This window comes from Amycolatopsis marina (assembly GCF_900111885.1).
Lineage (GTDB): Bacteria > Actinomycetota > Actinomycetes > Mycobacteriales > Pseudonocardiaceae > Amycolatopsis > Amycolatopsis marina.
In genome coordinates, this window is sequence record NZ_FOKG01000007.1 from 300,485 (window position 1) to 318,990 (window position 18,506).

Sequence of the window (18,506 nt, forward strand, 5' to 3'; positions counted from 1 at the left end):
TCACGTCTCTTGACAACGTGCCCTGTCAGTCGGCTACGTTAATTCAGATTCGCATGGCCGCCCAGGATGCTCTCGCGGGAGGATGCCCATGGACGACGACGTCCAGCTTGCTGCCGAGACACTTCCCGGCCCCGGCTCGGTCACCTGGCGGCGATTCGCCCGGGCCCCAGGTGTCCTTCTCGCCGGAACGGGCCTGCTGCTGCAGGTCGCCCACCCGGTTGTGGGCGCGGGCGTGCTGGAGCACTCCGACTTCCGCCGCCGGCCCTGGACGAGGGCGTGGCGGACCCATCTGTCGACCTTACGGTTCGTCTACGGCATGGGCGAGGGTGCGCACGCCGAGGGGCGCAGGCTGATCGAGGTGCACAAGGGCATCAAGGGCGTCGACTCGGCGGGGCGGCGCTACCACGCACTCGACCCGCACGCGTACGCCTGGGTCCACCTGACCCTGGCCCGTTTCATGGTGGACACCGCCGCCCTGTTCGGCGATCCGCTGACCGAGCCCGAACTAGCGCAGATGTGGCGCGAGTTCCGGATGATCGGGCTGGCGCTCGGACTGAAGGAACAGCATCTCGCGCCCGACTGGGCTGCCGCGAGTGCGCACTTCGACGCCGTGGTCCGCGACACCCTGGAGGCGAACGAGAGCACACGGGACGTACTGGAGGCGCTCACCGCGCCCGCAAAGCCGTCCCGGTTCCTCCCCGATCCACTGTGGAAGCTGCTCACGCTTCCCGCGGGCCGCGTTCTCCGGCTGACCACGGTCGGCTCGCTGCCACCGGTGCTGCGGCAGCGGATGGACCTGACCTGGACCGAGCGGGACGAACGCAGTCTGGCGCGGCTCGCACGGGTCGTCCGCGCCGTCGACCGCAGGCTGCCGGAACCGCTGCGCTACCCACCGCTCGCCTACGGCGTCATCGTGCGGGAACGCCTGCGCCGCCGCAGGGCGGTGTGATGGGCGCCGAGGCTCCACCCGGGCGGGGTGCTGTCGCGGACGCGTTCACCCAGGCAGGAATGTTGCTGGCCTTCGCCGTGCAGACCGGACGCGCGACCGTCCGCGTCGTCCTCCGGCGCAAGCTCGCCTGGCGGGAGGTGCTGGAGCAGTCCTGGTTCCTCGCGGCCGTGACCACCACACCTGCCCTCCTGGTGACGATTCCGCTCGGGGTCGTCGTGGCGCTCAACGTCGGCTCCATGGCAGGCCAACTGGGGGCGGAAGGCTACGGCGGCGCCGTGGTGGCGTTCGTCATCGTCGCGCAGGCCTCCCCGCTGATCTGCGCGTTGATGATCTCCGGTGTCGGCGGCTCCGCCCTGTGTGCCGACCTCGGCGCGCGCACCATCCGTGAGGAGGTCGACGCACTGGAGGTCATGGGCATCCCCGCGATCGAGCGCTTCGTCGTTCCCCGCGTCATCGCCGCGGTTCTCGTCACGACGGCACTCGCGTGCCTGGTCATGGCGGTCGGCATATCCGCCAGCTTCGCGTTCCAGGTGATCGTGCTCGACGACTCTCCCGGCAGTTTCCTCGGCACTCTCACCCAGTTCTCCCGCGTCGAGGACTTCCTGATCGCGGAGGTGAAGGCGGCGTCCTTCGGGGTGCTCGCCGCGCTCGTGTCCTGTTTCAAGGGGCTCACGGCCAAGGGCGGTCCCAGCGGGGTCGGCGACGCCGTCAACGAGGCGGTGGTGCTGTCGTTCATCCTCGTTTTCGTCGCCAACACCGTTCTCACCGAACTGTATTCCGTCATCGTGCCTGCGCGAGGGGCGTACTGATGGCCGTGCGTCCCCTCGGTGGCTACCCGGCGCGCGTCACCGCGCCGGTGGTCGACACGTTCGCCGGGATCGGCAGGCACACCACCTTCTACGGACGGGTTCTGCTGCACCTGCCGAGCGCCGTCGTCCGGTACTGGCGGCACGTGCTCAAGCTCATCGGTGAGATCAGCTTCGGATCCGCCTCGCTGCTGGCGGGTGGCGGGACGATCGGCGTCGTCTTCGCCATGTCCGCCGTGGCCAGTACCCAGATCGGGCTGGAGGGCTACCGCGGGCTCGACCTCATCGGGCTTTCCCCGATGACGGGGCTGATGTCGGCACTGGTGAACACCAGGGAGATCGCTCCCGTTGTCGCGAGCATCGCGCTGGCGGCCAAGGTCGGCACCGGCTTCACCGCGCAACTCGGTGCGATGCGGATCTCCGACGAGATCGACGCACTCGAAACGATGGCGGTGCCGTCGCTGCCGTTCCTCGTGAGCACCCGCATGGCGGCCGCGTTCATCTCGGTGATCCCGCTCTACCTGGTGGGACTGTTCGCCTCCTACGCCGCGACAAGCCTGGCCGTAGTCCACATCAAGGGCCAGTCCTCGGGCACCTACGACTACTACTTCCAGCTGCTGCTCACGCCGACCGACGTGCTGTACTCCCTGCTCAAGGCGGTCATCTTCGCGGTGATCATCACTTTGGTCCACTGTGGATACGGCTACTACGCGACCGGCGGGCCGGAGGGGGTCGGCAGGGCCGCGGGCAGGGCGCTGCGCACGAGCATCGTCACCGTGACGATCGTCGACGTCCTGCTGACCATCGGGTTCTGGGGCCTGCGGCCCACCCTGCCAGGGCTGGGAGCGTAGCCATGGCCTTACAGACGAGCAGGGTCGCGCTGGCTCTCCGCGGGCTCGCCGCCGCTGTGGCGTTCGTACTGGTCGCCGTCGTGACGATCGCGGGAAGCGGCGGCGCGTTCGACGACGATCCCACCGTGAGTACCACCCTGCCCGCGTCGGCCGGGCCGGTGCGCGCCGATTCGCCGGTGCAGTACCTGGGGGTCACCGTGGGCAGGCTGGCCGCTGTGGACGGCGATCTCGACGGCGCGCGCCTCAGCCTGCGCATGCATGCCGACCTGCTGGAGCAGGTGCCGGCGAACGTACGAGCCAGGGTGCTGCCCCGCACGCTGTTCGGTGACCAGTACATCGATCTCGCCGTCCCGGCGGAATCGCGGGCGGAGGGAAACCTGGTCGAGGGGGCGGTGCTCGCGGCCGACACCTCGGGCGAGACCGTGCGGCTCTACGCCGCGTACACCCGCCTGTACGAACTGATCACCGAACTGCGGCCCGCGGACCTGCAGGTCGCCCTCACCGCCCTCGCCGACGCACTGCGCGGACGTGGCGCGGAGATCGGCACCATGATCGACGAGGCGAGCGAGCTCGCCGAGGACGCCGGGCCGCTGCTCGACTTACTCGGCGAGGACGTGAACACCGCCGCCCGGCTCGGCAGGGACCTCGCGGGGGCCGCACCGGACCTGCTTGCCTCGCTCGACGACGCGGTCGCGCTCTCCCGCACCGTGGTCGCGGAACGGCAGGCGCTGAGCGACCTGCTCACCGCGGGCATCGAGCTTTCCGGGCAGTCCGAACGGCTGCTCGCCGACCATGCCGATCGGTTCATCCAGCTCGTGCACGCGACCGGTCCGCTCGCGGAGGCGGTGACGCGCCACCCCGGAGCGGTCGGTGAGAGTCTGGACGCGGCGGATTTCTTCCTCGACGGCGCCAAGCGTGCCTTCGGTACCGGCCGGTTCGCCATCGATGCCGCCCTGACCTTCGACGACCCCTACCCGTACACCGCGGCGGACTGTCCCCGCTATCCCGGTCTGGACGGCGCCAACTGCGGCGACTCGGTGCGGGAGCGCGGGACGGGGGACGAAGCGGCCGCGGCACCGGCGGCACCACCGCCTCCGCTCCCGGAAACCGGCGGGCTCACCGGGCCTGTTGGTGGTGAGCGGGAGCGAGAGGTCATCCGGCAGCTCGCACCTCTGCTACCGGACGGCGACTCCACAGCCGAGGAGCAACCCGTGGACCAGTTGTCCCTGTTGCTCGGCCCGCTCGTGCGGGGGACGCGGGTGGTGGTGCCATGAGCGACCGGCATGTGCGTGCGACTCTGGTCAAGCTCGCCGCCTTCGTGGCGGTGTGCGTGTTCTCCGCGGTGCTGGTGGTGAACACGCTCACCGACCCGCTGACCGGGCGAAGCCACACCTACCACGCGGTGTTCACCGATGCGCACGGACTGAATCCGGGGACGGACGTCACCGTCGCTGGTGTCCGGGTCGGCACGGTGACCCGACTGGAGCTTGTGGACGGACGCGCCCACGTCACCTTCGACGCACGAGCGGACCAGCAGGTGCCCGCGGACGTCCGGGCCGTGGTGCGCTACGCCGACCTGCTCGGAGCCCGCCATCTCGCGCTGGTTCCGGGCGAGAGCGGGCCCGTGGGCGAACTCGAACCCGGCGCGACGATTCCGCTCGACCGCACCAGGCCCGCACTCGACCTCACGGCACTGTTCAACGGTTTCAAGCCGCTGTTCGACTCCATCGATCCCGCGGAGGTCAACCAGCTCGCCAGGGAGATCGTGGCGGTGTTCCAGGGCGAAGCCGGCTCACTGGACGGACTGCTCAGCAAGGTGGTGTCGCTGACCGCGGTCCTCGGCAGCCGGGACGACGTGCTCGGCGAGGTGCTGACGAACCTGAACGCGGTGCTGGACACCATGGGCGAACACCGGACCGACCTCGCAGGTCTGGTCGACGGCCTCGCCGAGCTGACCTCGTTCGCGGCGGACAGCCGCGAGCGGATCGCGGGGGCCCTGGACGGCGGTGCCGAACTGGCGGGTTCTCTGACCAGCCTGCTCGCCGACATCGGACCGGACCTCTCGACAGACGTGCGGCGGCTGCGGTCACTGACCTCGACCATGGTGGAGAACGAGCGGGAGTTCGAAGCCGTGGTGCGGGAGGCGCCGGAGTTCGCCTCCACGCTCGGGCGCACGCTGGACTACGGCTCCTGGGTCAACGTCTACGTCTGCAACCTCGGCGTCGACATCGGCGGCGAACCGATCGACCTCGGTGTGGGCCCGCATTCGGAGGTGTGCCGATGAGCACAACCTCCGCGTGGCGCCGGATCCGGCGCGGACCGGCGTTCGACGGAGCCGTCGGTGCGGCGGTCCTCGTGCTGCTGCTCGCCGCCGCGGTCGCGATTCCGCAGTTGACGTTCCGCGCAGGTACCAACGCGTACTCGGCGGAGTTGGCGAACGCGGCCGGCCTCACCGACGGCGACCAGGTCTACGTCGCGGGCGTGCCCGCGGGCCGTGTCACCGGAGTGGTGCTGGCGGGGGACCGCGTGCGCGTCGACTTCCGCCTCGACCGTGGCCAGTCAATCGGTGAGTCCACGTCGGCGGAGGTGAAGCTCGGAACCATCCTCGGCACGAGGTATCTCGGAGTCCGCCCCGCCGGAAGCGTGATGATGCCGCAGGGCGCGACGATCCCGCTGGAGCGAACCTCGGTGCCCTACAGCCTGAACGACATCGGTGCCGACGTCGTCAAGACAACCGCCGAACTGGACGTCCCGCTGCTGCGGCGGATGATCACCACCCTGAACCGGTCCACACCGGACGGCGATCTGCTCGGCCGCGCGCTCGACGGCATCAGCCAGGCGACCGGGATCGTCGGTGAGCGCAACGGCCAGTTCCGTGAGCTCCTCACCGGCGTGCAGGCCCTCACGACGTCGTTGCTGGACCAGCAGGACACCCTGGTGGCGCTCCTCGGCGATGCGCGGCTCGTCGCGGAAACCCTGGCGGACCGGCGGGAGACGATCCGCGCGCTGATCACCGACGTACACACGCTGACCACCTCGCTCGACACCGTCGTCACCGAGAACGAGCCGCTGATCGGCCCACTGCTGGCCGATGTCCACACCGTCACCGACACCCTGAGCCGCAACGAGGCCGCACTGTCGGAGACCCTCCGCCTGCTCGGGCCCGCGAGCAGGTACTTGGCCAACGCCACCGGAAACGGCCCATGGGGAGACGTCTCGGCCCCGGCGGGCCCGTTGCCGGACAACCTCCTGTGTGTGGCCGGACTGCTGGGAGGCTGCCGATGACCCGTGGCCCGGAAAGGATCGTGGTCCTCGCATGTGTGCTGGGGCTCGTCGGAGCACTCGGCTGGTACGTCGTGCTCCGACCGGAACCGGTGCTGCGCATCGCGGCCGAGTTCACAACCGTGGACGGGATCTTTCCCGGAAGCCGGGTCGCCGTGCTCGGGGTTCCGGTGGGCACCGTCGAATCAGTGGACGCGGCGGGTGCCACCGTGCGGGTCACGATGAGCCTGCCGGAGGGAACGGCGGTGGCCGAGGACGCGCACGCATACGTCATGAGCCCCGCGGTCGTGAGCGACCGGTTCGTCGAACTGGCTCCCGCGCACACCGGTGGCCCTGTCCTGCGGGACGGGGCGGTGATTCCGGTGCGGCGCACACATTCACCGATCACCTGGAACGAACTGAGCGATTCGCTGCACGAACTGCTCACCGCGCTCGGCCCCGGGGCGCCGGGCGAGGGGGAGGGACTCGGCGATCTCGTGCACAGCGGGGCGCGGTCGTTCGGCGGGAACGGACAGAAGATCCGTGACGCGGTCACCGGCATCGCCACCGCGACCGACCTGGTCGCGGACGGAACCGGCGACATCGGCGCCGTACTGGACGACGTGGACCGCCTCACCCGGCTGCTCGTCGAACATGGATCCACTGTGGACAGCGTGACCGCCACCGTGGCGGAGGCCGCACGGGACTTCGCCGGTCAGCAGGACGTGGTTGCCGAGTCGATCGGACAGCTCTCCCGCACGCTGGCGGCGTTGAGCAGGTTGCTGGACGAGCACGGTGCGGAACTGACCGGCGATCTCGCGCAGCTGACCGAGCTGAGCACGACACTGGTGGCGCGACAACAGGAACTCGCCGAAACGCTCGACACCCTGCCGCTGGCGCTGGACAACTTCGGCCGCGCGGTGACCGACGACCAGAGGCTTCGCATCCGGCTGGACATCTCGACGAACCTCGCGCAGTTCCCGGCCACCGCGAGGTTGTGTGCCCGGATTCCGCTGCCGCTCTGCTCCGGCGCGGGCATCGTCAACCCGATCCCGTTCCCGCCGCACCTGCCGGATGCGCTCGGCCTCGACGCCGCGATGAACGGGGGTGGCCGGTGATGCCAAGGCGACGTGCGCACGCCGCGATCGTGGCCGTGTTGCTCGCAGGTGCGATCGCGGGCTGCGGCGTCAGTCTGCAGAACACGGCCACGCTCGGCGGTCCGGGGTCACCGACCTACCGGGTGACGGCGGTCTTCGGTGACGCGGCCGGGCTCCCGCTCGGTGGGACGGTGCAGATCGGGCAGGCCACGGTAGGGCGGGTCGCGGATGTGCGGGTGGCGGACTTCCACGCGCACGTCGACCTGGACATCCACACCGACGTCGCACTGCCCGAGGACACGGGTGCGCGACTGGAGTTGACCTCCGCACTCGGTGAGGAGTTCGTGGTGCTGGAACCTCCGGCGGCACGGGCGGGCGGGGCGGCGCTGGCCGACGGGGCGGTGATCCCGCTGGAGCGCACCTCCCGGGGGCCCGACGTGGAGAACACCCTCGCCGCGGTGGGGGTGCTGCTCAACGGGTCCGGGATCGACCAGATACGCACGATCGTCGCGGAGGCCAACGCGGCCATCGGCGGCCGGGCGGGCAGGATCAACGGCCTCATCGCGCAACTGGACACGATACTGCTCTCGCTCGACGACAGCAGCGACGAGATTCTCGGGGTCATCGACTCGATGCGCGACGTGTCCGCGCAACTGGCCGAGAATCGCCCGACGCTGCGGGCGGCGTTCACCGAGATCGAACCGGCGATCCGGGTGCTGCTCGCCGAACGCGAGCGGTTCGGCACCCTGCTCGCGGACGTCACCTCGCTGGGCCGGACGACTCACGAACTGATCGAACGCAGCGGTCCCGACCTCACGCAGCAGTTTCGCGCGCTGCGGCCGGTGCTGGACGACCTGCGGGCGCTGGACGGGAGGCTGGGTACGACCTTGAGCGGGCTGAACGAGTTCGCCGGGCTGTTGCGGCAGGCGACGCCGGGGGACTACCTGATGCTCGACGGGACGCTGGACGTGCCGCTCAGTGTCGCCGAGATCCTGAGCCCCGATCTGTTCGGCACGCAGCCGGAGCAGGGTGACGCCGCGCTGCTGCTGGAAGGCGGAACGCGATGAGAAGCAGGCTCGGGCTGGGACAGCTGGCTCTCTTCGCGGCGATCGGGCTGGTGTGCAGTTACTTCGTCGCGGCCGATGTGCTGGGTCCGCAGGCGTTCAGATCACCGATCACCGTGACGGTCCGTATGCCCGACACCGGGGGTCTTTCGGTCGCCTCCCAGGTCACCTATCGAGGAGTCGGTGTCGGCCAGGTCGCCGACCTCGGGATCGCCCCGGGCGGTGGAGTGGAGGCGACGCTGGAGATCAATCCCGGCGAGCGCATCCCGAGCGCGGCCGAGGCGGTGATCACAATGGACAGTCCACTCGCGATCTTGCACGTCGATCTGCGGCCCAGTAACGACGCGCCGCCGTACCTGGAGGACGGCAGCGTCATCCCTGGAGAGAACACCCGGCGCCCGCTGCCGCTGGAGACGTTGCTCGAGGACTTCCTCGCGGTGGCCGACAGCCTGCCCGCCGCGGACCTGGCGGTCCTGGGAGAAGCGCTGGCAACCGGGCTGAACGGGACGGCGCCGGAACTCGAGCGAATCCTCGACAACACCGAGGTGCTGCTGCGATTCGCGAAGGAGAGACAGCCGCAGATCGAGCGGGTGACCGGAAACGGGATGGCACTGCTGGGGGAGGGCGGTGCCCGGCTGCGGGAGTTCACCGAGGCGATGCGGGGACTCACGAGCGGCTTGCGGGCACAGGAGCCCGCGTTCACCGAACTGCTGCATGCCGCGCCGGATCCGGCCCGGCGAGTGGCCGGGATGATGGCGGACAACCAGCCCGCGCTCACCACGCTGCTGGGAAATCTGGTCACGACGACGCAACTGGTGAGTGTCCGCGCACCCGCGGTGGAGCAGACGCTGATCTCGCTTCCGGACACGCTGACGAAGCTCGGTGGCATCGTCGAGGGCGACGCGGCGAACTTCTATCTCGTCGGAACGCAGGGGCCCGTGTGCTACAACGACACGCCGCGCAGGCCACCGCAGGACATCGCGGCGCGGGAACCGGTGCTGACGTGGCACTGCCCGCCGGGCCCCGACCTCGGGCAGCGGGGCGCGCGGAACGCGCCCCGGCCGGACACGCCTGTCCGACCTTCGCGAGCACACGATCCCGAAACCGGCCGACCGCTGCCGTTCGATGTGGGAACAGGCGGCGGACAGCACTCCGTGTTGGGGCCACGCTCGTGGTCCTCGATCCTTCTGCAAGGAGTTCAATGATGAGCGACGTCGTCACGAAGAAGCCGAGCCCCTCGCCGCGGCCACGGACCACAGTGGACGAGGACGAAGCGGAGGAGGTGGCGGAGGAAGCTCCGGTCGAGGACACCTCCGATACCGCCGTCGACGTGAGGACCAGGTGGCGGCGCCCCCGGGTCTTGCTGGCCGTGCTGCTCATCGCGGTGGTGCTGGGCGGCGCGGTGTTCGTCGCGGTGCGGTACCTGTCGTTGCGTTCGACGGAGACGGCCCGTGCCGAGGCACTGGGAGCTGCCACCGAGTTCGCGACGAACCTGTCGTCCTACGACTTCAACGACCTCGAGGGCAACTTCAGTGGTGTCACCGAGAACGCGACGGGACGGTTCGCCGAGCAGTACAGCCAGGTCGGCGCGAACCTGACCGAGCTGATCAAGCAGCACAAGGCGGTGTCCGAGGGAACCGTACTGGCGGCAGGCGCGGTCGAAGCGGAGGATGACCACGCGGTCGTGTTGTTGTTCGTGGACCAGACGATCACCAACACCAACAGCCCGCAGCCACGGGTGGACCGGAACCGGATGCGGATGACGCTGGTACGGCAGGACGGTCGCTGGCTGGTGGACGACGTCAAGCTGCTCTGAGCCAGGGCGAGTTTCCGGAACCAGACTTGAAGAGGAGGCGCACGATGACCGCCACGTTGACACAGGAGCAGCAGGATTTCGTTGCCGCGATCGGCGAGTTCTGCCGCAGGGAAGTGGGCAGCGCCGAGCAGCGGAACAGGCTCACGGACGGAGGCAGGTCGCCGCACAGCGCCGAGTTGTACGGCAAGCTGGCCGAGCTCGGCTGGCTCGGCATCGCGGTACCGGAGGAGCACGGGGGAGCGGGTCGGGGAATGGTCGATCTGGTGCTGTTCCTGGAGGAGACCGGCTACTGGCAGGTGCCGATCGGCGGGTTCGCGACGTCGGTCATCACCGCCGCGGCGATCGAGAAGTTCGGTTCGGAGGAGCAGAAACGACGCATCCTCGGTGACTTCCTCAGGGGCAAGGTGCTGTCGATCTCCATGTCCGAGCCGGGGGCGGGCTCCGACGTGGGGGCGTTGACATGCCGGGCGGAGAAGCGGGGCGCGGGCTGGGTGATCAACGGTCAGAAGACCTGGTGCTCGAACGCGCACATCGCCGAGCACATCCTGCTCGTCGCCCGCACCTCGACGGCGGGCGGCAAGCACGAGGGACTGACCATGTTCGCGGTGCCGGCCAACGTGGACGGGCTGGCGGTGCACGGCATCGACACGATGGGCGGCAGGGAGGTAAACGACCTCTACTTCACCGACTGCGAGCTGCCCGAGGACGCGGTGATCGGTGTCGAGGGCAACGCGTGGCCGCAGTTGATGGCCGGGCTGAATATCGAGCGGATGCTTCTGGCCGCGTTCATGCTGGGTACCGCGAGGCGGGCGTTCGACGACACGGTGGCGTATGTCCGGGAGCGCGAGCAGTTCGGCCGTCCGATCGGCACCTTCCAGGCGCTGCGGCACCGGATCGCCGATCACGCGACCGAACTCGAGTGCACCCGGTTGCTGGTGCACGACGTCGCGCGCAGGATCGACGCGAGCCCCGGCGAGTTGTTCCCGCGCGAGGCGTCCATGGCGAAGCTGAAGGCCACCGAGTTCGCGAAGGCTATGGCGCTGGACGGGATGCAGATGATGGGCGGCTACGGCTACGCCACGGAGTACGGAATGGAACGGCTGCTGCGCTCGACCGTCGTGTCCACGGTGTACGGCGGCACGAGCGAGATCCAGCGCGACATCATCGGCAAGACGTTCGGCCTGTGACGGGACCCGCGAGTCGGGTGCTCCGGTACCAGCGGAGGCAGACGAGTGCGAACAACGTGATCTCCACGGGAGCGCCGCCGTAGTACATGAGCTGGCTGCCTTCGACCGCCTGCTCGGCCGGAACACCGGGAGGCGGGTCGGCGTAGAGCGACTTCGCCAGGATGTTGTGTGCCGCGACGGACAGGACCAGGAAGCCAGCCCGCCACGACGGGCCCGGTGCGTGGGGCGCGGGGTCGGGCCCGGCGAGGATCGCGTATGTGAACAGGTACCCGGCCGCGAGGACGTGCAGGTGCACCAGGAAGGACACGGCCTGGTCGTCGGACATGAGAGGGTAGACGCCACCGCGATAGAGCAGCCAGAGCCCGCCGAGGTTCAGGGCGCTCGCGGTGGCGGGATGGGTGAGTACCGTGGCCGGCGCCGACCGGAGGACGTGACCAACCCGGCGTGCGCGCTCCTGGGGCAGGGCGCGCAGAGCGAGTGTCACGGGCGCGGCCAGGACCAGGAACAGCGGACCCACCATCCCGACGAGCAGGTGACCGAGCATGTGCGCCGAGAAGTCGTGGTGCGCCGTTGCCGGTGGCCCCACGAGCGCGAACCCTGCGGCGAGCAGCCCGCATAGCCAGAACAGTGGGCGACGCAGTGGCCAGCTGGCTCCTCGACGGACCAGCCGCAGGGTGAGGTGGAGGTAGCCGACACCCGCGGCGGTGAGGACACCGGCGAAGACGAGACCGGCGGTCATTGGCTCGTACTCGGCCGGGTGCGGTACCAGGTCACGAGTCCGGCAATCAGGAGAACGGCACCGATGACGTTCCAGGTCACGTCGTAGGGCACCAGATCGACGTCGTACCGAATCTGGTGCAGGCCCATGAGCTTGTGCTGCACGAGTCCGTCGTAGAGCTGAAAGAACCCCGCCGCGCTCAACCAGCCTGCGGCGAACGGCGCGAGTCGCGCCGCGGCGTCTCGGCGAAGTGCGGCCGTCAGAAACAGGGCCGCGACGGTCGAGAACCAGCCGAAAGCGTGGAAGAGGCCGTCGGACACCAGGCCGGCTTCGAGGGTGGAACCGTCGTAGAAGTGGTGCCAGTGCAGAAGCTGGTGAAACACCACTTCGTCCACGAAGGCCGCTGTGCCCAGGCCGAGTAGGGCGCCGGCCGTCAGATTGAGTCTGCGGGCCCTCGCCGGGGGGACCTCGCCACGTGTCACTGGAGCGCGGGGTCGGGAGCGTAGACGGCCAGCACGGAGGCCAGGTGATCGGAAGTGCCGGTGGGGCGGAGATCAGGGGAGTTGCGTTGCCCGACCGGCCTGCCTGCGATGACCGATTCGGCGAACTCGGCCACCGCGTCCGGTGCGGGGACGAGGGGGCCACCCAGATACGCGAGGACCGCAGGCTGCTCGCCGGGGAGGGTTTCGAGCGCGGCGTGCCACCCGTCACGCTCGTTCCACAGCAACATCACGTCGTCGTCGGGATGCCTGCGGCAGCGCCTGGCCACGGCGAGGTAGGCGTTCGCGCTGTCGCTGATCTCGCAGGTGGTCCCCTCAGGGGGAACGCCGATGAGAGCTGCCACCGAACGGACGTATCCGGCCAGCCCATCCTCCGCCGACGGAACTCTTTCTGACTTGGTCCGCATCTGCGGCTCCCCTCGACGTCGCTCTGGATAACTGCCTCATGGGTTGCCCGATTGCTGCTGTGCCAACCCTTCTGCTCGCTGTGAAATGGACTGCTATCCGACCGTCCGGAGACGTTTAGTGGCTTTTGTGCCCGGCTATGACTCCGCACAGCGGATTGCCACAAAGCTCGGTTTTTCCGTTCATAGAAGGAGAAAGGAGCTCAGATGCACTCCACGCGGACTCGCCGTGAACCGACCGACGCCGCCCGGCAGACGGCGGGCACGGCGCGCCAGGAAGGCCGTGAGGTGGCACACAGTGCCGCCGAGGAAGCTCGGGACGTGTCCCGGGATGTGCGCCACGAGGGCCGAGAGGTGGCCGAACAGGCCAGGTCCGAGGCACGCCATGTGATGGAGGACGCCAAGTCCCAGCTTCGCGGTCAGGCGCAGGAACAGACGAAGAGGGTCACGGAGTCGCTGCATCGGCTCGGCGACCAGGTGACGGCGCTGGCACAGGGACGTCCCCAGGAGGCGGGCCGGCTGGCGGACTACGTGGACCAGGCGGCTGGTGAGATCCAGCAGGCCGCGGATCGAGTGGAGACCCGCGGATTCGACGGTGTGGTGCGGGACACCGAGAACTTCGCCCGCAGGCGTCCCGGAGCGTTCCTCGCGGCAGCGGCCGCCACGGGCTTCCTCGCAGGCCGCGCGCTGCGCGGGGGTTCCGAGGCTCACCAGGAGCAGGAGCACCAGGGACGCGAGCGGCAGTTCAGCGGTGACGGTCACCGCGAACCGGGTGACTCGTGGACGGCCGGTGCGACCTGGGATCCCGCTCAGCGGCAGCAGGAGGTTGCGCGATGACTCAGAGCCAGACACAGACGCGGACGGCGCCGGGGAGTGAGCAGACGCAGGACGGCCACTCGATCGGCCAGTTGCTCAACGAGGCGACGCAGGACGTCAGCGAGCTGGTGCGCAAGGAGGTGCAGCTGGCCAAGCTGGAGCTGCGCGACGAGGTGACGAAGGCGTCGAAGGCCGGAAGCAAGCTCGGAGCCGCGGGCATCATCGGCTACCTGTCGCTGTTGCTGGCGTCGTTCGCCGCGGCGTGGGGCCTGGCCGAGGTGCTCAACGTCGGTTGGGCGTTCCTGATCGTCGCGGTGGTCTACGCGGTCGTGGCGGCGGTGCTGTTCGCGAGCGGGCGCTCGCAGATGCGCAAGGTGTCGCCGATGCCCCGGCAGACCATGGATACGTTGAAGGAGGATGCAGAGTGGGCACGAGCACAGACCAAGTGAGGCATGAGATCGAGCGCACGCGCCAGGACCTCGGGCACACGATCGACGAGGTGACCGACCGGACGCGGCCGCGGCGGATCGCCGAGCGCGGGAAGCAGCGTGCCCGGCAGCGCCTGACCGGCGTGCAGGACAGGGTGATGGGTAGCGCCGAGGAGGGCGCCCATCAGGCCGAAAGCCGGGTCAAGGGCAACCCGCTCGCTGCGGGCCTGATCGCGTTCGGTGGGGGCGCGCTGGCGGCGTCGTTGGCGCCCGCCAGCCGGACCGAACGGAAGGCCGCGCAGACCCTGGCGGAGGAGGCAGGCCCGGTCGCGGGCCAGCTCAAGAACGAGGCCCGCCAGGCAGGCCAGGAGTTGGGCGAGAACCTCAAGCACAGCACGAGGGACGCGGCCCAGCAGGTGGAACAGCGGGCGAAGGAGTCGGCGCAGCAGGTCAAGCAGGAGGCCGGTTCTTCCGCCGAGCACGTACGAGGTCAGGCACAACATGCCGGCCAGGACGTCAAGCACGAGGCGCGTCGGCAGATGTAGCGCCGGAAGAACGAAGGCCCCGCCGGACTGTGAACGGCGGGGCCTTCGTGGGTTTAGGGTCGGCACGCCCGGTCGCCTCTCGGCGGAAGGCGCAACGCGGTTCCAGCCGAACGGAACTCCGCGAGGGCAATAGGGTGAGCCCGGGGGACACGTTGACGTGCCGACAGGGGGTACAACCAGAGGGTGCCGCCGACTATTCCCGGCTTGTTCGCGTTGGCAGGTCGTGCAGGATTTCTTCGGTGACCTCGGCGAGGCGGCGCGCGTCGTGTCGATCGAGTGTTTTCAGCGAAGGGTCCACCGGCTTTCCCCGGTCGATGGCGGTCAGTGGTTCGCGGGGTGGAGAGTCCACGAAACCGTGGACCGGCCGGACGGCGCCGGTGACGGGTCGGGCCGCGACCGTTCCGAGGATCCTGATCAGCACTCGCACCAGGGGGTTGAGCGGGGACAGATCGCCGCTCCTGGTGAACCCCGGGTGGTACAGGACGAAGCGGGCCCTGCTGACACCGTGCTCGGCGAACGCCACACCCAGCAGGTCGTTCGCGCGCCCGGCCTGCAGTTGCGCGCGCAAGGTGCTGTAGCGGCGGGTCAGCTGCAGGTCGTCCCAGTTGACGGAGCCCGCGGTGTTGCCGACGCCGGCGACGCTGACGATCACCGGGTCCGGACTCGCGTCCAGCACGGGCCCGAGGCCACGCGACAACAGGTAGCGGCTCAGGTAGTACAACGCGAAGGTGTGCTCCAGCCCCTCGGTCGTCTCCTGTCTGCGCGGGCTCTGCCGATTGGCGAAGAGCACCAGGGCGTCGACCGCTGGGTGGTCGCGGCTGATTTCGGTGACCACTCGTTGGTTTTCGGCAACCGAGCTGAGATCCGCTCGGACGAACCGAAGGCGGTCACCGAACCCGGTCCTTGCCGCGTCGGCGACCAGCGATCGCCCCTTGGTCTCGTTGCTGCCGATGGCGATGACCGTGTCACCACGAGCGAGTCGCTCCAGTGCGGTAGCCCTTCCCATACCGTCGGTCGCACCGCTGATGACAACGGTCTTGGCCGGGTAGTCCGCCATGAGTCCTCCAGTAAGGTTCTGTCCGGACCCCAATACTCGGGAACTGAACGGCAGCGCGGAAGAAGGCAGTTTCATGTCCGGTACGCACACGCATGTGCCCTCCGTGCTCGCGGCGGATTTACCAATGCCCGTCCCGGCGAGCGAGCACGAGGCGTGCCCCGTGACCGACGTGCTGCGGCGAGTAGGGGACAAGTGGACGGTGCTGGTGATTGTCCTATTGGGACAACGCAGGCACCGGTTCAACGAACTGCACCGCGCCGTCGACGGGATCAGCCAACGAATGCTGACCAGGACGCTGCGCACACTCGAACAGGATGGCCTTGTTGAGCGCGAGGTTCACCCGACGACTCCACCCAGTGTCGAGTACGGTCTGACGAGGCTGGGGGCGACGCTGCTTCAGCCGCTGTCCGCACTCGCCGACTGGGCGGTCACCCACCACGACGAGATCAGTGCGGCACGCGGTCGCGCAGGAGGTTCGTGACCACTCACGCGCTGGTCAGCAACCCGACGCCCAGAGTGAGCACACCGGCACCCAGGGACAGCGCGCCAAGCCACAGCAGGGCGATCAGCCTGTTGGGCCGGGTCACGTCACGGCCGATCGAGGACAGGAAGAAGCCCGCCGACATGAGAACCGCGGCGGCGAGCACCCCGACCCGAGCGATCCACACCCACGCGCCGGTCAGGTCCGTGGCGTCGGTGTAGAGCAGGCAGACGAGACCGAGGATGACCAGCACACCCGCGTGGGCGTGACCGGCCCGGGCGAAGGACTTCTGGAAGTCGGTCATCGGCACAGCGCCGCGCACGACGCGGCTCAGGAACCAACCGCCGAACTCGATGGTCACGATGGTCAGCAGGGCAACGCCCGCCAGGTAGTGCGTCTCGGGGCTGAACACCAGGGCTCCTCAGGTCGTCTCGTCTCGGTAACGCTGTTATGAAACAATGTTTCGAATGCGATGTCAAGACACGGAGGGCTTGGCGGACCGCTGAGGGAGGGAGCGACGGCGATACGGTAGGTTCAGTGCCGCGATCGCAGGGGGCGGGTGCGCAGGCGTTTCCGGCTCTCCGTGAGGTCGCGACGGGGCCGGTAGCTCAGTTGGTTAGAGCAGGGGACTCATAATCCCTTGGCCGCGGGTTCGAGCCCCGCCCGGCCCACGCTCTGACCAGGCGAAACGCCGAGAATTTCCGATCATGGATTCTGCTGTGCTCTGCCGCTGTTGGCGGTACCGGCATCCGGTCCGCTCGTGTCTGTTCCACCGCATCCTTCAGCTACATGGTTGGCTCGATCATCAGGCCTGACCTCCAGTCATGTTCGAAGTCAGCAAACGCTGTGACAGGAGCCGAAGATCCCGGCACACTCGCCGGATGTTCGACTTCGGTCTCCGGGGCTACCGACCGCACTGGCACGACCGTGCCGACTCGGTGACGGCCCGCCATGGCCAGCGGCTCTCGTCCCTCATCGGCCGACGTTTCACTAGCGGCTGGCTTGTCTGGGACCACAGCAACGACACGTGGTTCGCGGACTGCCCGGTCGTGTTCGACTTCGACGGCGAACAGGTCGAGGTCAACCACAGGAAATTCACAGAAGTTTCGATCACGTGGAACTCCATCGACACGACCAACGATCCTGTGTGGCCGACCTCCCATGACTTCCGCCTGACCTGGCGTGCAGATGTCCTTCCTGGAGAGATAAACCTCCGAAGTGAGCGTCTCAACGCCATCGACGTGCTCGAATGGATCGGCGATCGCGACGACCTCGCGAACGGAACGATCGCGCTCAGCCTTGTGATGAGCGGGGGTCGCATAACCGTCTACAACGCCCTGGACGAGAACGGCATCAAGACCGGCGACCTGGATTCCAACTGGCACCGGTGCCCTCTGCACTGACCGGCATGCCCGAAGACGAGTGCTCACGTGACCGCGCCCCCATCTCGCTCCGATTTCCGGTCGGGGGAGGCGAGAACGTTCGCCCGCGGTATTGGCATGCCAGTGGCGTAGGTGAATAGCTCGTCCAAGTCCCGGCTATCACGTGGTAGGCACGCCTTGCAGCTGCGTTGATTATCTACAGTGGACTCTTTGTTTGGGCTAATGCTGTGATGGCGGTTTCATGGCTTTCTGTCGCTCACGGTCGGCCCAGTACAGCGCCTCGTGGTGGTGGCCGCGGTCGACTTCCGCGATCTCGGCGTACACGCGGGCGCTGCGCAGGTAGTAGTCCCGCCACACGGCCGGGGCCGCGTCCTCGCTCGGGCGTAGCGCGCTGAGTGCGTCGTGGGCCTGCATCAACGTGCGGGCTTGCCGGGCCTCCCGCCACTTGTCCTGGTTCACCGTGTCACCTCCCTTCCGGTGCGTGAGGTTCATGCGCGCCGCCGGCTGCCAGATCGGACCGACGCGACACCGCAGGCGTTGTCGGTGGAGCGGGCTTGCCAGTGGCGGGCCTGTTCCTCGAAGGCCTGTGCGGCGGATTCGAGCGCGGCGAGCATCCACCACGGCAGCTCCGGGTTCCCGGCGATGGCGCGCCAGGAGACCGCGACGGCCCAGGAGGCCGAAGCCATGTCCTGAGCCGTCGCCGCGTCTACCTGCCGGGTCCGGGCCACGAGTTCCGAGGTCGAGCCGTAGTGCCGGTAGGCTTCTTCCCAGGCCCGGACCTGCTTCTTGGTTGCCATCACGACGTCTCCGCGTCCAACTCGGCGGCCCTCATGCGGCCGGCCTTGGTCGTGGACTCGCCCGAACCGGACGCGGCGGAAGACTTGCCGGAGGGAGTCGAGCGCCCGCCCACCATCACCAAGCCCTGCGGGAACGCCTCATCGAACTCGATCGGGAACCGGTACCCCTTGGGGATCGCCATTGTTGTTGACCTTTCCTGTGGGTTCTTCTCCTATTGGGTCCGTCCTGTGCGGCGGCACCCCCCACAATCGGTCGGATGGCGGTCCAGTCTCGTCACCGTGCGTGTCGCATCTCGAACTTCCTGTACTCATCGAGTCTCGTCTGTGTCTCGTCTTGGTGGTAGGGT

The 18,506-nt window shown here is 68.6% G+C and carries 24 protein-coding genes and 1 tRNA gene; 17 read left to right on the forward strand and 8 right to left on the reverse strand.

Going from position 1 to position 18,506, the window contains the following annotated elements; all coding sequences use genetic code 11:
* Positions 1 to 88: 88 nt before the first annotated feature.
* The 11 genes from BM199_RS14330 to BM199_RS14380 are packed head-to-tail and all read left to right on the forward strand — an operon-like array spanning position 89 to position 11,031.
* Positions 89 to 949: an oxygenase MpaB family protein gene (locus BM199_RS14330; RefSeq protein WP_091673655.1), complete on the forward strand. Its 861-nt coding sequence runs from the start codon at positions 89 to 91 to the stop codon at positions 947 to 949.
* Entirely contained in the window at positions 949 to 1,758 is an 810-nt protein-coding gene (locus tag BM199_RS14335; protein ID WP_091673657.1) for an MlaE family ABC transporter permease, read from the forward strand. Before BM199_RS14330 ends, BM199_RS14335 begins: the two co-directional genes overlap by 1 nt.
* A complete protein-coding gene (locus BM199_RS14340) occupies positions 1,758 to 2,606 on the forward strand; it encodes an MlaE family ABC transporter permease (protein ID WP_091673658.1) in 849 nt (282 codons plus the stop codon). Before BM199_RS14335 ends, BM199_RS14340 begins: the two co-directional genes overlap by 1 nt.
* A gap of 2 nt (positions 2,607 to 2,608) precedes the next feature.
* Positions 2,609 to 3,880 carry an MCE family protein gene (locus BM199_RS14345; RefSeq protein ID WP_091673660.1) on the forward strand — a complete coding sequence of 424 codons (1,272 nt, stop codon included), beginning with the start codon at positions 2,609 to 2,611 and terminating at the stop codon, positions 3,878 to 3,880.
* Positions 3,877 to 4,890, forward strand: a complete 1,014-nt coding sequence (locus BM199_RS14350; protein WP_091673662.1) for an MCE family protein — start codon at positions 3,877 to 3,879, stop codon at positions 4,888 to 4,890. The genes BM199_RS14345 and BM199_RS14350 overlap by 4 nt, the downstream gene beginning before the upstream one ends.
* On the forward strand, positions 4,887 to 5,891 hold the full coding sequence (locus tag BM199_RS14355; RefSeq protein WP_091673663.1) for an MCE family protein: 1,005 nt from the start codon (positions 4,887 to 4,889) through the stop codon (positions 5,889 to 5,891). Before BM199_RS14350 ends, BM199_RS14355 begins: the two co-directional genes overlap by 4 nt.
* Positions 5,888 to 6,985, forward strand: a complete 1,098-nt coding sequence (locus BM199_RS14360; RefSeq protein WP_091673664.1) for an MCE family protein — start codon at positions 5,888 to 5,890, stop codon at positions 6,983 to 6,985. Before BM199_RS14355 ends, BM199_RS14360 begins: the two co-directional genes overlap by 4 nt.
* The gene (locus BM199_RS14365; RefSeq protein WP_091673666.1) at positions 6,985 to 8,031 is read left to right on the forward strand and encodes an MCE family protein; all 1,047 of its coding nucleotides are present in this window, start codon (positions 6,985 to 6,987) and stop codon (positions 8,029 to 8,031) included. Before BM199_RS14360 ends, BM199_RS14365 begins: the two co-directional genes overlap by 1 nt.
* Entirely contained in the window at positions 8,028 to 9,233 is a 1,206-nt protein-coding gene (locus BM199_RS14370; protein WP_091673668.1) for an MlaD family protein, read from the forward strand. The genes BM199_RS14365 and BM199_RS14370 overlap by 4 nt, the downstream gene beginning before the upstream one ends.
* A complete protein-coding gene (locus BM199_RS14375) occupies positions 9,233 to 9,844 on the forward strand; it encodes a hypothetical protein (protein WP_091673669.1) in 612 nt (203 codons plus the stop codon). The genes BM199_RS14370 and BM199_RS14375 overlap by 1 nt, the downstream gene beginning before the upstream one ends.
* Before the next feature lie 44 nt (positions 9,845 to 9,888).
* Positions 9,889 to 11,031, forward strand: coding sequence for an acyl-CoA dehydrogenase family protein (locus tag BM199_RS14380; RefSeq protein ID WP_091673671.1), 1,143 nt, complete (start codon positions 9,889 to 9,891; stop codon positions 11,029 to 11,031).
* On the opposite strand, the gene BM199_RS14385 is transcribed toward BM199_RS14380, so the two are convergent.
* From BM199_RS14385 to BM199_RS14395, 3 genes are read right to left on the reverse strand one after another with little or no spacing between them, the layout of a single operon-like run.
* Positions 11,006 to 11,770, reverse strand: coding sequence for a cytochrome c oxidase assembly protein (locus BM199_RS14385; protein WP_091673673.1), 765 nt, complete (start codon positions 11,768 to 11,770; stop codon positions 11,006 to 11,008). The genes BM199_RS14380 and BM199_RS14385 overlap by 26 nt on opposite strands.
* Positions 11,767 to 12,231 (reverse strand): DUF2243 domain-containing protein, encoded by a 465-nt coding sequence (locus BM199_RS14390; protein ID WP_218160344.1) that lies wholly within the window; start codon positions 12,229 to 12,231, stop codon positions 11,767 to 11,769. Before BM199_RS14390 ends, BM199_RS14385 begins: the two co-directional genes overlap by 4 nt.
* Positions 12,228 to 12,656, reverse strand: coding sequence for a DUF6292 family protein (locus BM199_RS14395; protein ID WP_091673675.1), 429 nt, complete (start codon positions 12,654 to 12,656; stop codon positions 12,228 to 12,230). The genes BM199_RS14390 and BM199_RS14395 overlap by 4 nt, the downstream gene beginning before the upstream one ends.
* Positions 12,657 to 12,860: 204 nt before the next feature.
* On the opposite strand from BM199_RS14395, the gene BM199_RS14400 reads away from it, so the two are divergent.
* The 3 genes from BM199_RS14400 to BM199_RS14410 are packed head-to-tail and all read left to right on the forward strand — an operon-like array spanning position 12,861 to position 14,442.
* Positions 12,861 to 13,490 (forward strand): hypothetical protein, encoded by a 630-nt coding sequence (locus BM199_RS14400; protein WP_091673677.1) that lies wholly within the window; start codon positions 12,861 to 12,863, stop codon positions 13,488 to 13,490.
* Positions 13,487 to 13,918, forward strand: coding sequence for a phage holin family protein (locus tag BM199_RS14405; protein ID WP_091673678.1), 432 nt, complete (start codon positions 13,487 to 13,489; stop codon positions 13,916 to 13,918). Before BM199_RS14400 ends, BM199_RS14405 begins: the two co-directional genes overlap by 4 nt.
* Positions 13,894 to 14,442: a DUF3618 domain-containing protein gene (locus BM199_RS14410; protein WP_091673680.1), complete on the forward strand. Its 549-nt coding sequence runs from the start codon at positions 13,894 to 13,896 to the stop codon at positions 14,440 to 14,442. The genes BM199_RS14405 and BM199_RS14410 overlap by 25 nt, the downstream gene beginning before the upstream one ends.
* Positions 14,443 to 14,635: 193 nt before the next feature.
* Here the strand turns inward: BM199_RS14410 and BM199_RS14415 are convergent, their stop codons facing one another.
* Entirely contained in the window at positions 14,636 to 15,499 is an 864-nt protein-coding gene (locus tag BM199_RS14415; protein ID WP_091673681.1) for an SDR family NAD(P)-dependent oxidoreductase, read from the reverse strand.
* Between the two features lie 124 nt (positions 15,500 to 15,623).
* On the opposite strand from BM199_RS14415, the gene BM199_RS14420 reads away from it, so the two are divergent.
* A complete protein-coding gene (locus BM199_RS14420) occupies positions 15,624 to 15,980 on the forward strand; it encodes a winged helix-turn-helix transcriptional regulator (RefSeq protein WP_245788359.1) in 357 nt (118 codons plus the stop codon).
* Between the two features lie 4 nt (positions 15,981 to 15,984).
* Here the strand turns inward: BM199_RS14420 and BM199_RS14425 are convergent, their stop codons facing one another.
* Complete coding sequence (locus tag BM199_RS14425; protein ID WP_245788360.1) at positions 15,985 to 16,392, reverse strand: hypothetical protein; 408 nt, start codon at positions 16,390 to 16,392, stop codon at positions 15,985 to 15,987.
* Positions 16,393 to 16,577: 185 nt separating this feature from the next.
* Between BM199_RS14425 and BM199_RS14430 the strand changes: the two genes are divergently transcribed.
* Both BM199_RS14430 and BM199_RS14435 read left to right on the forward strand, forming a co-directional pair.
* A tRNA-Ile gene (locus BM199_RS14430) sits at positions 16,578 to 16,651 on the forward strand.
* Between the two features lie 210 nt (positions 16,652 to 16,861).
* A complete protein-coding gene (locus BM199_RS14435; RefSeq protein ID WP_091673686.1) occupies positions 16,862 to 17,383 on the forward strand; it encodes a hypothetical protein in 522 nt (173 codons plus the stop codon).
* 198 nt (positions 17,384 to 17,581) lie between these two features.
* Here BM199_RS14435 and BM199_RS14440 read toward each other — a convergent pair whose 3' ends face one another.
* Genes BM199_RS14440 through BM199_RS14450 form a run of 3 tightly spaced genes read right to left on the reverse strand, consistent with a single transcriptional unit; the run spans position 17,582 to position 18,341 of the window.
* Positions 17,582 to 17,821, reverse strand: a complete 240-nt coding sequence (locus BM199_RS14440; protein ID WP_281245697.1) for an AMED_5909 family protein — start codon at positions 17,819 to 17,821, stop codon at positions 17,582 to 17,584.
* Positions 17,822 to 17,850: 29 nt separating this feature from the next.
* Positions 17,851 to 18,159: a hypothetical protein gene (locus BM199_RS14445; RefSeq protein WP_091673687.1), complete on the reverse strand. Its 309-nt coding sequence runs from the start codon at positions 18,157 to 18,159 to the stop codon at positions 17,851 to 17,853.
* On the reverse strand, positions 18,159 to 18,341 hold the full coding sequence (locus BM199_RS14450) for a hypothetical protein (RefSeq protein WP_091673689.1): 183 nt from the start codon (positions 18,339 to 18,341) through the stop codon (positions 18,159 to 18,161). The genes BM199_RS14445 and BM199_RS14450 overlap by 1 nt, the downstream gene beginning before the upstream one ends.
* Between the last annotated feature and the right edge of the window lie 165 nt (positions 18,342 to 18,506).

Bases quoted from the DNA above. Each gene is read 5' to 3' on its own strand.
- BM199_RS14330 (WP_091673655.1), top strand. From the start codon at position 89: ATGGACGACGACGTCCAGCTTGCTGCCGAGACACTTCCCGGCCCCGGC.
- BM199_RS14335 (WP_091673657.1), top strand. From the start codon at position 949: ATGGGCGCCGAGGCTCCACCCGGGCGGGGTGCTGTCGCGGACGCGTTC.
- BM199_RS14340 (WP_091673658.1), top strand. From the start codon at position 1,758: ATGGCCGTGCGTCCCCTCGGTGGCTACCCGGCGCGCGTCACCGCGCCG.
- BM199_RS14345 (WP_091673660.1), top strand. From the start codon at position 2,609: ATGGCCTTACAGACGAGCAGGGTCGCGCTGGCTCTCCGCGGGCTCGCC.
- BM199_RS14350 (WP_091673662.1), top strand. From the start codon at position 3,877: ATGAGCGACCGGCATGTGCGTGCGACTCTGGTCAAGCTCGCCGCCTTC.
- BM199_RS14355 (WP_091673663.1), top strand. From the start codon at position 4,887: ATGAGCACAACCTCCGCGTGGCGCCGGATCCGGCGCGGACCGGCGTTC.
- BM199_RS14360 (WP_091673664.1), top strand. From the start codon at position 5,888: ATGACCCGTGGCCCGGAAAGGATCGTGGTCCTCGCATGTGTGCTGGGG.
- BM199_RS14365 (WP_091673666.1), top strand. From the start codon at position 6,985: ATGCCAAGGCGACGTGCGCACGCCGCGATCGTGGCCGTGTTGCTCGCA.
- BM199_RS14370 (WP_091673668.1), top strand. From the start codon at position 8,028: ATGAGAAGCAGGCTCGGGCTGGGACAGCTGGCTCTCTTCGCGGCGATC.
- BM199_RS14375 (WP_091673669.1), top strand. From the start codon at position 9,233: ATGAGCGACGTCGTCACGAAGAAGCCGAGCCCCTCGCCGCGGCCACGG.
- BM199_RS14380 (WP_091673671.1), top strand. From the start codon at position 9,889: ATGACCGCCACGTTGACACAGGAGCAGCAGGATTTCGTTGCCGCGATC.
- BM199_RS14385 (WP_091673673.1), bottom strand. From the start codon at position 11,770: ATGACCGCCGGTCTCGTCTTCGCCGGTGTCCTCACCGCCGCGGGTGTC.
- BM199_RS14395 (WP_091673675.1), bottom strand. From the start codon at position 12,656: ATGCGGACCAAGTCAGAAAGAGTTCCGTCGGCGGAGGATGGGCTGGCC.
- BM199_RS14400 (WP_091673677.1), top strand. From the start codon at position 12,861: ATGCACTCCACGCGGACTCGCCGTGAACCGACCGACGCCGCCCGGCAG.
- BM199_RS14405 (WP_091673678.1), top strand. From the start codon at position 13,487: ATGACTCAGAGCCAGACACAGACGCGGACGGCGCCGGGGAGTGAGCAG.
- BM199_RS14415 (WP_091673681.1), bottom strand. From the start codon at position 15,499: ATGGCGGACTACCCGGCCAAGACCGTTGTCATCAGCGGTGCGACCGAC.
- BM199_RS14420 (WP_245788359.1), top strand. From the start codon at position 15,624: ATGCCCGTCCCGGCGAGCGAGCACGAGGCGTGCCCCGTGACCGACGTG.
- BM199_RS14435 (WP_091673686.1), top strand. From the start codon at position 16,862: ATGTTCGACTTCGGTCTCCGGGGCTACCGACCGCACTGGCACGACCGT.
- BM199_RS14445 (WP_091673687.1), bottom strand. From the start codon at position 18,159: ATGGCAACCAAGAAGCAGGTCCGGGCCTGGGAAGAAGCCTACCGGCAC.
- BM199_RS14450 (WP_091673689.1), bottom strand. From the start codon at position 18,341: ATGGCGATCCCCAAGGGGTACCGGTTCCCGATCGAGTTCGATGAGGCG.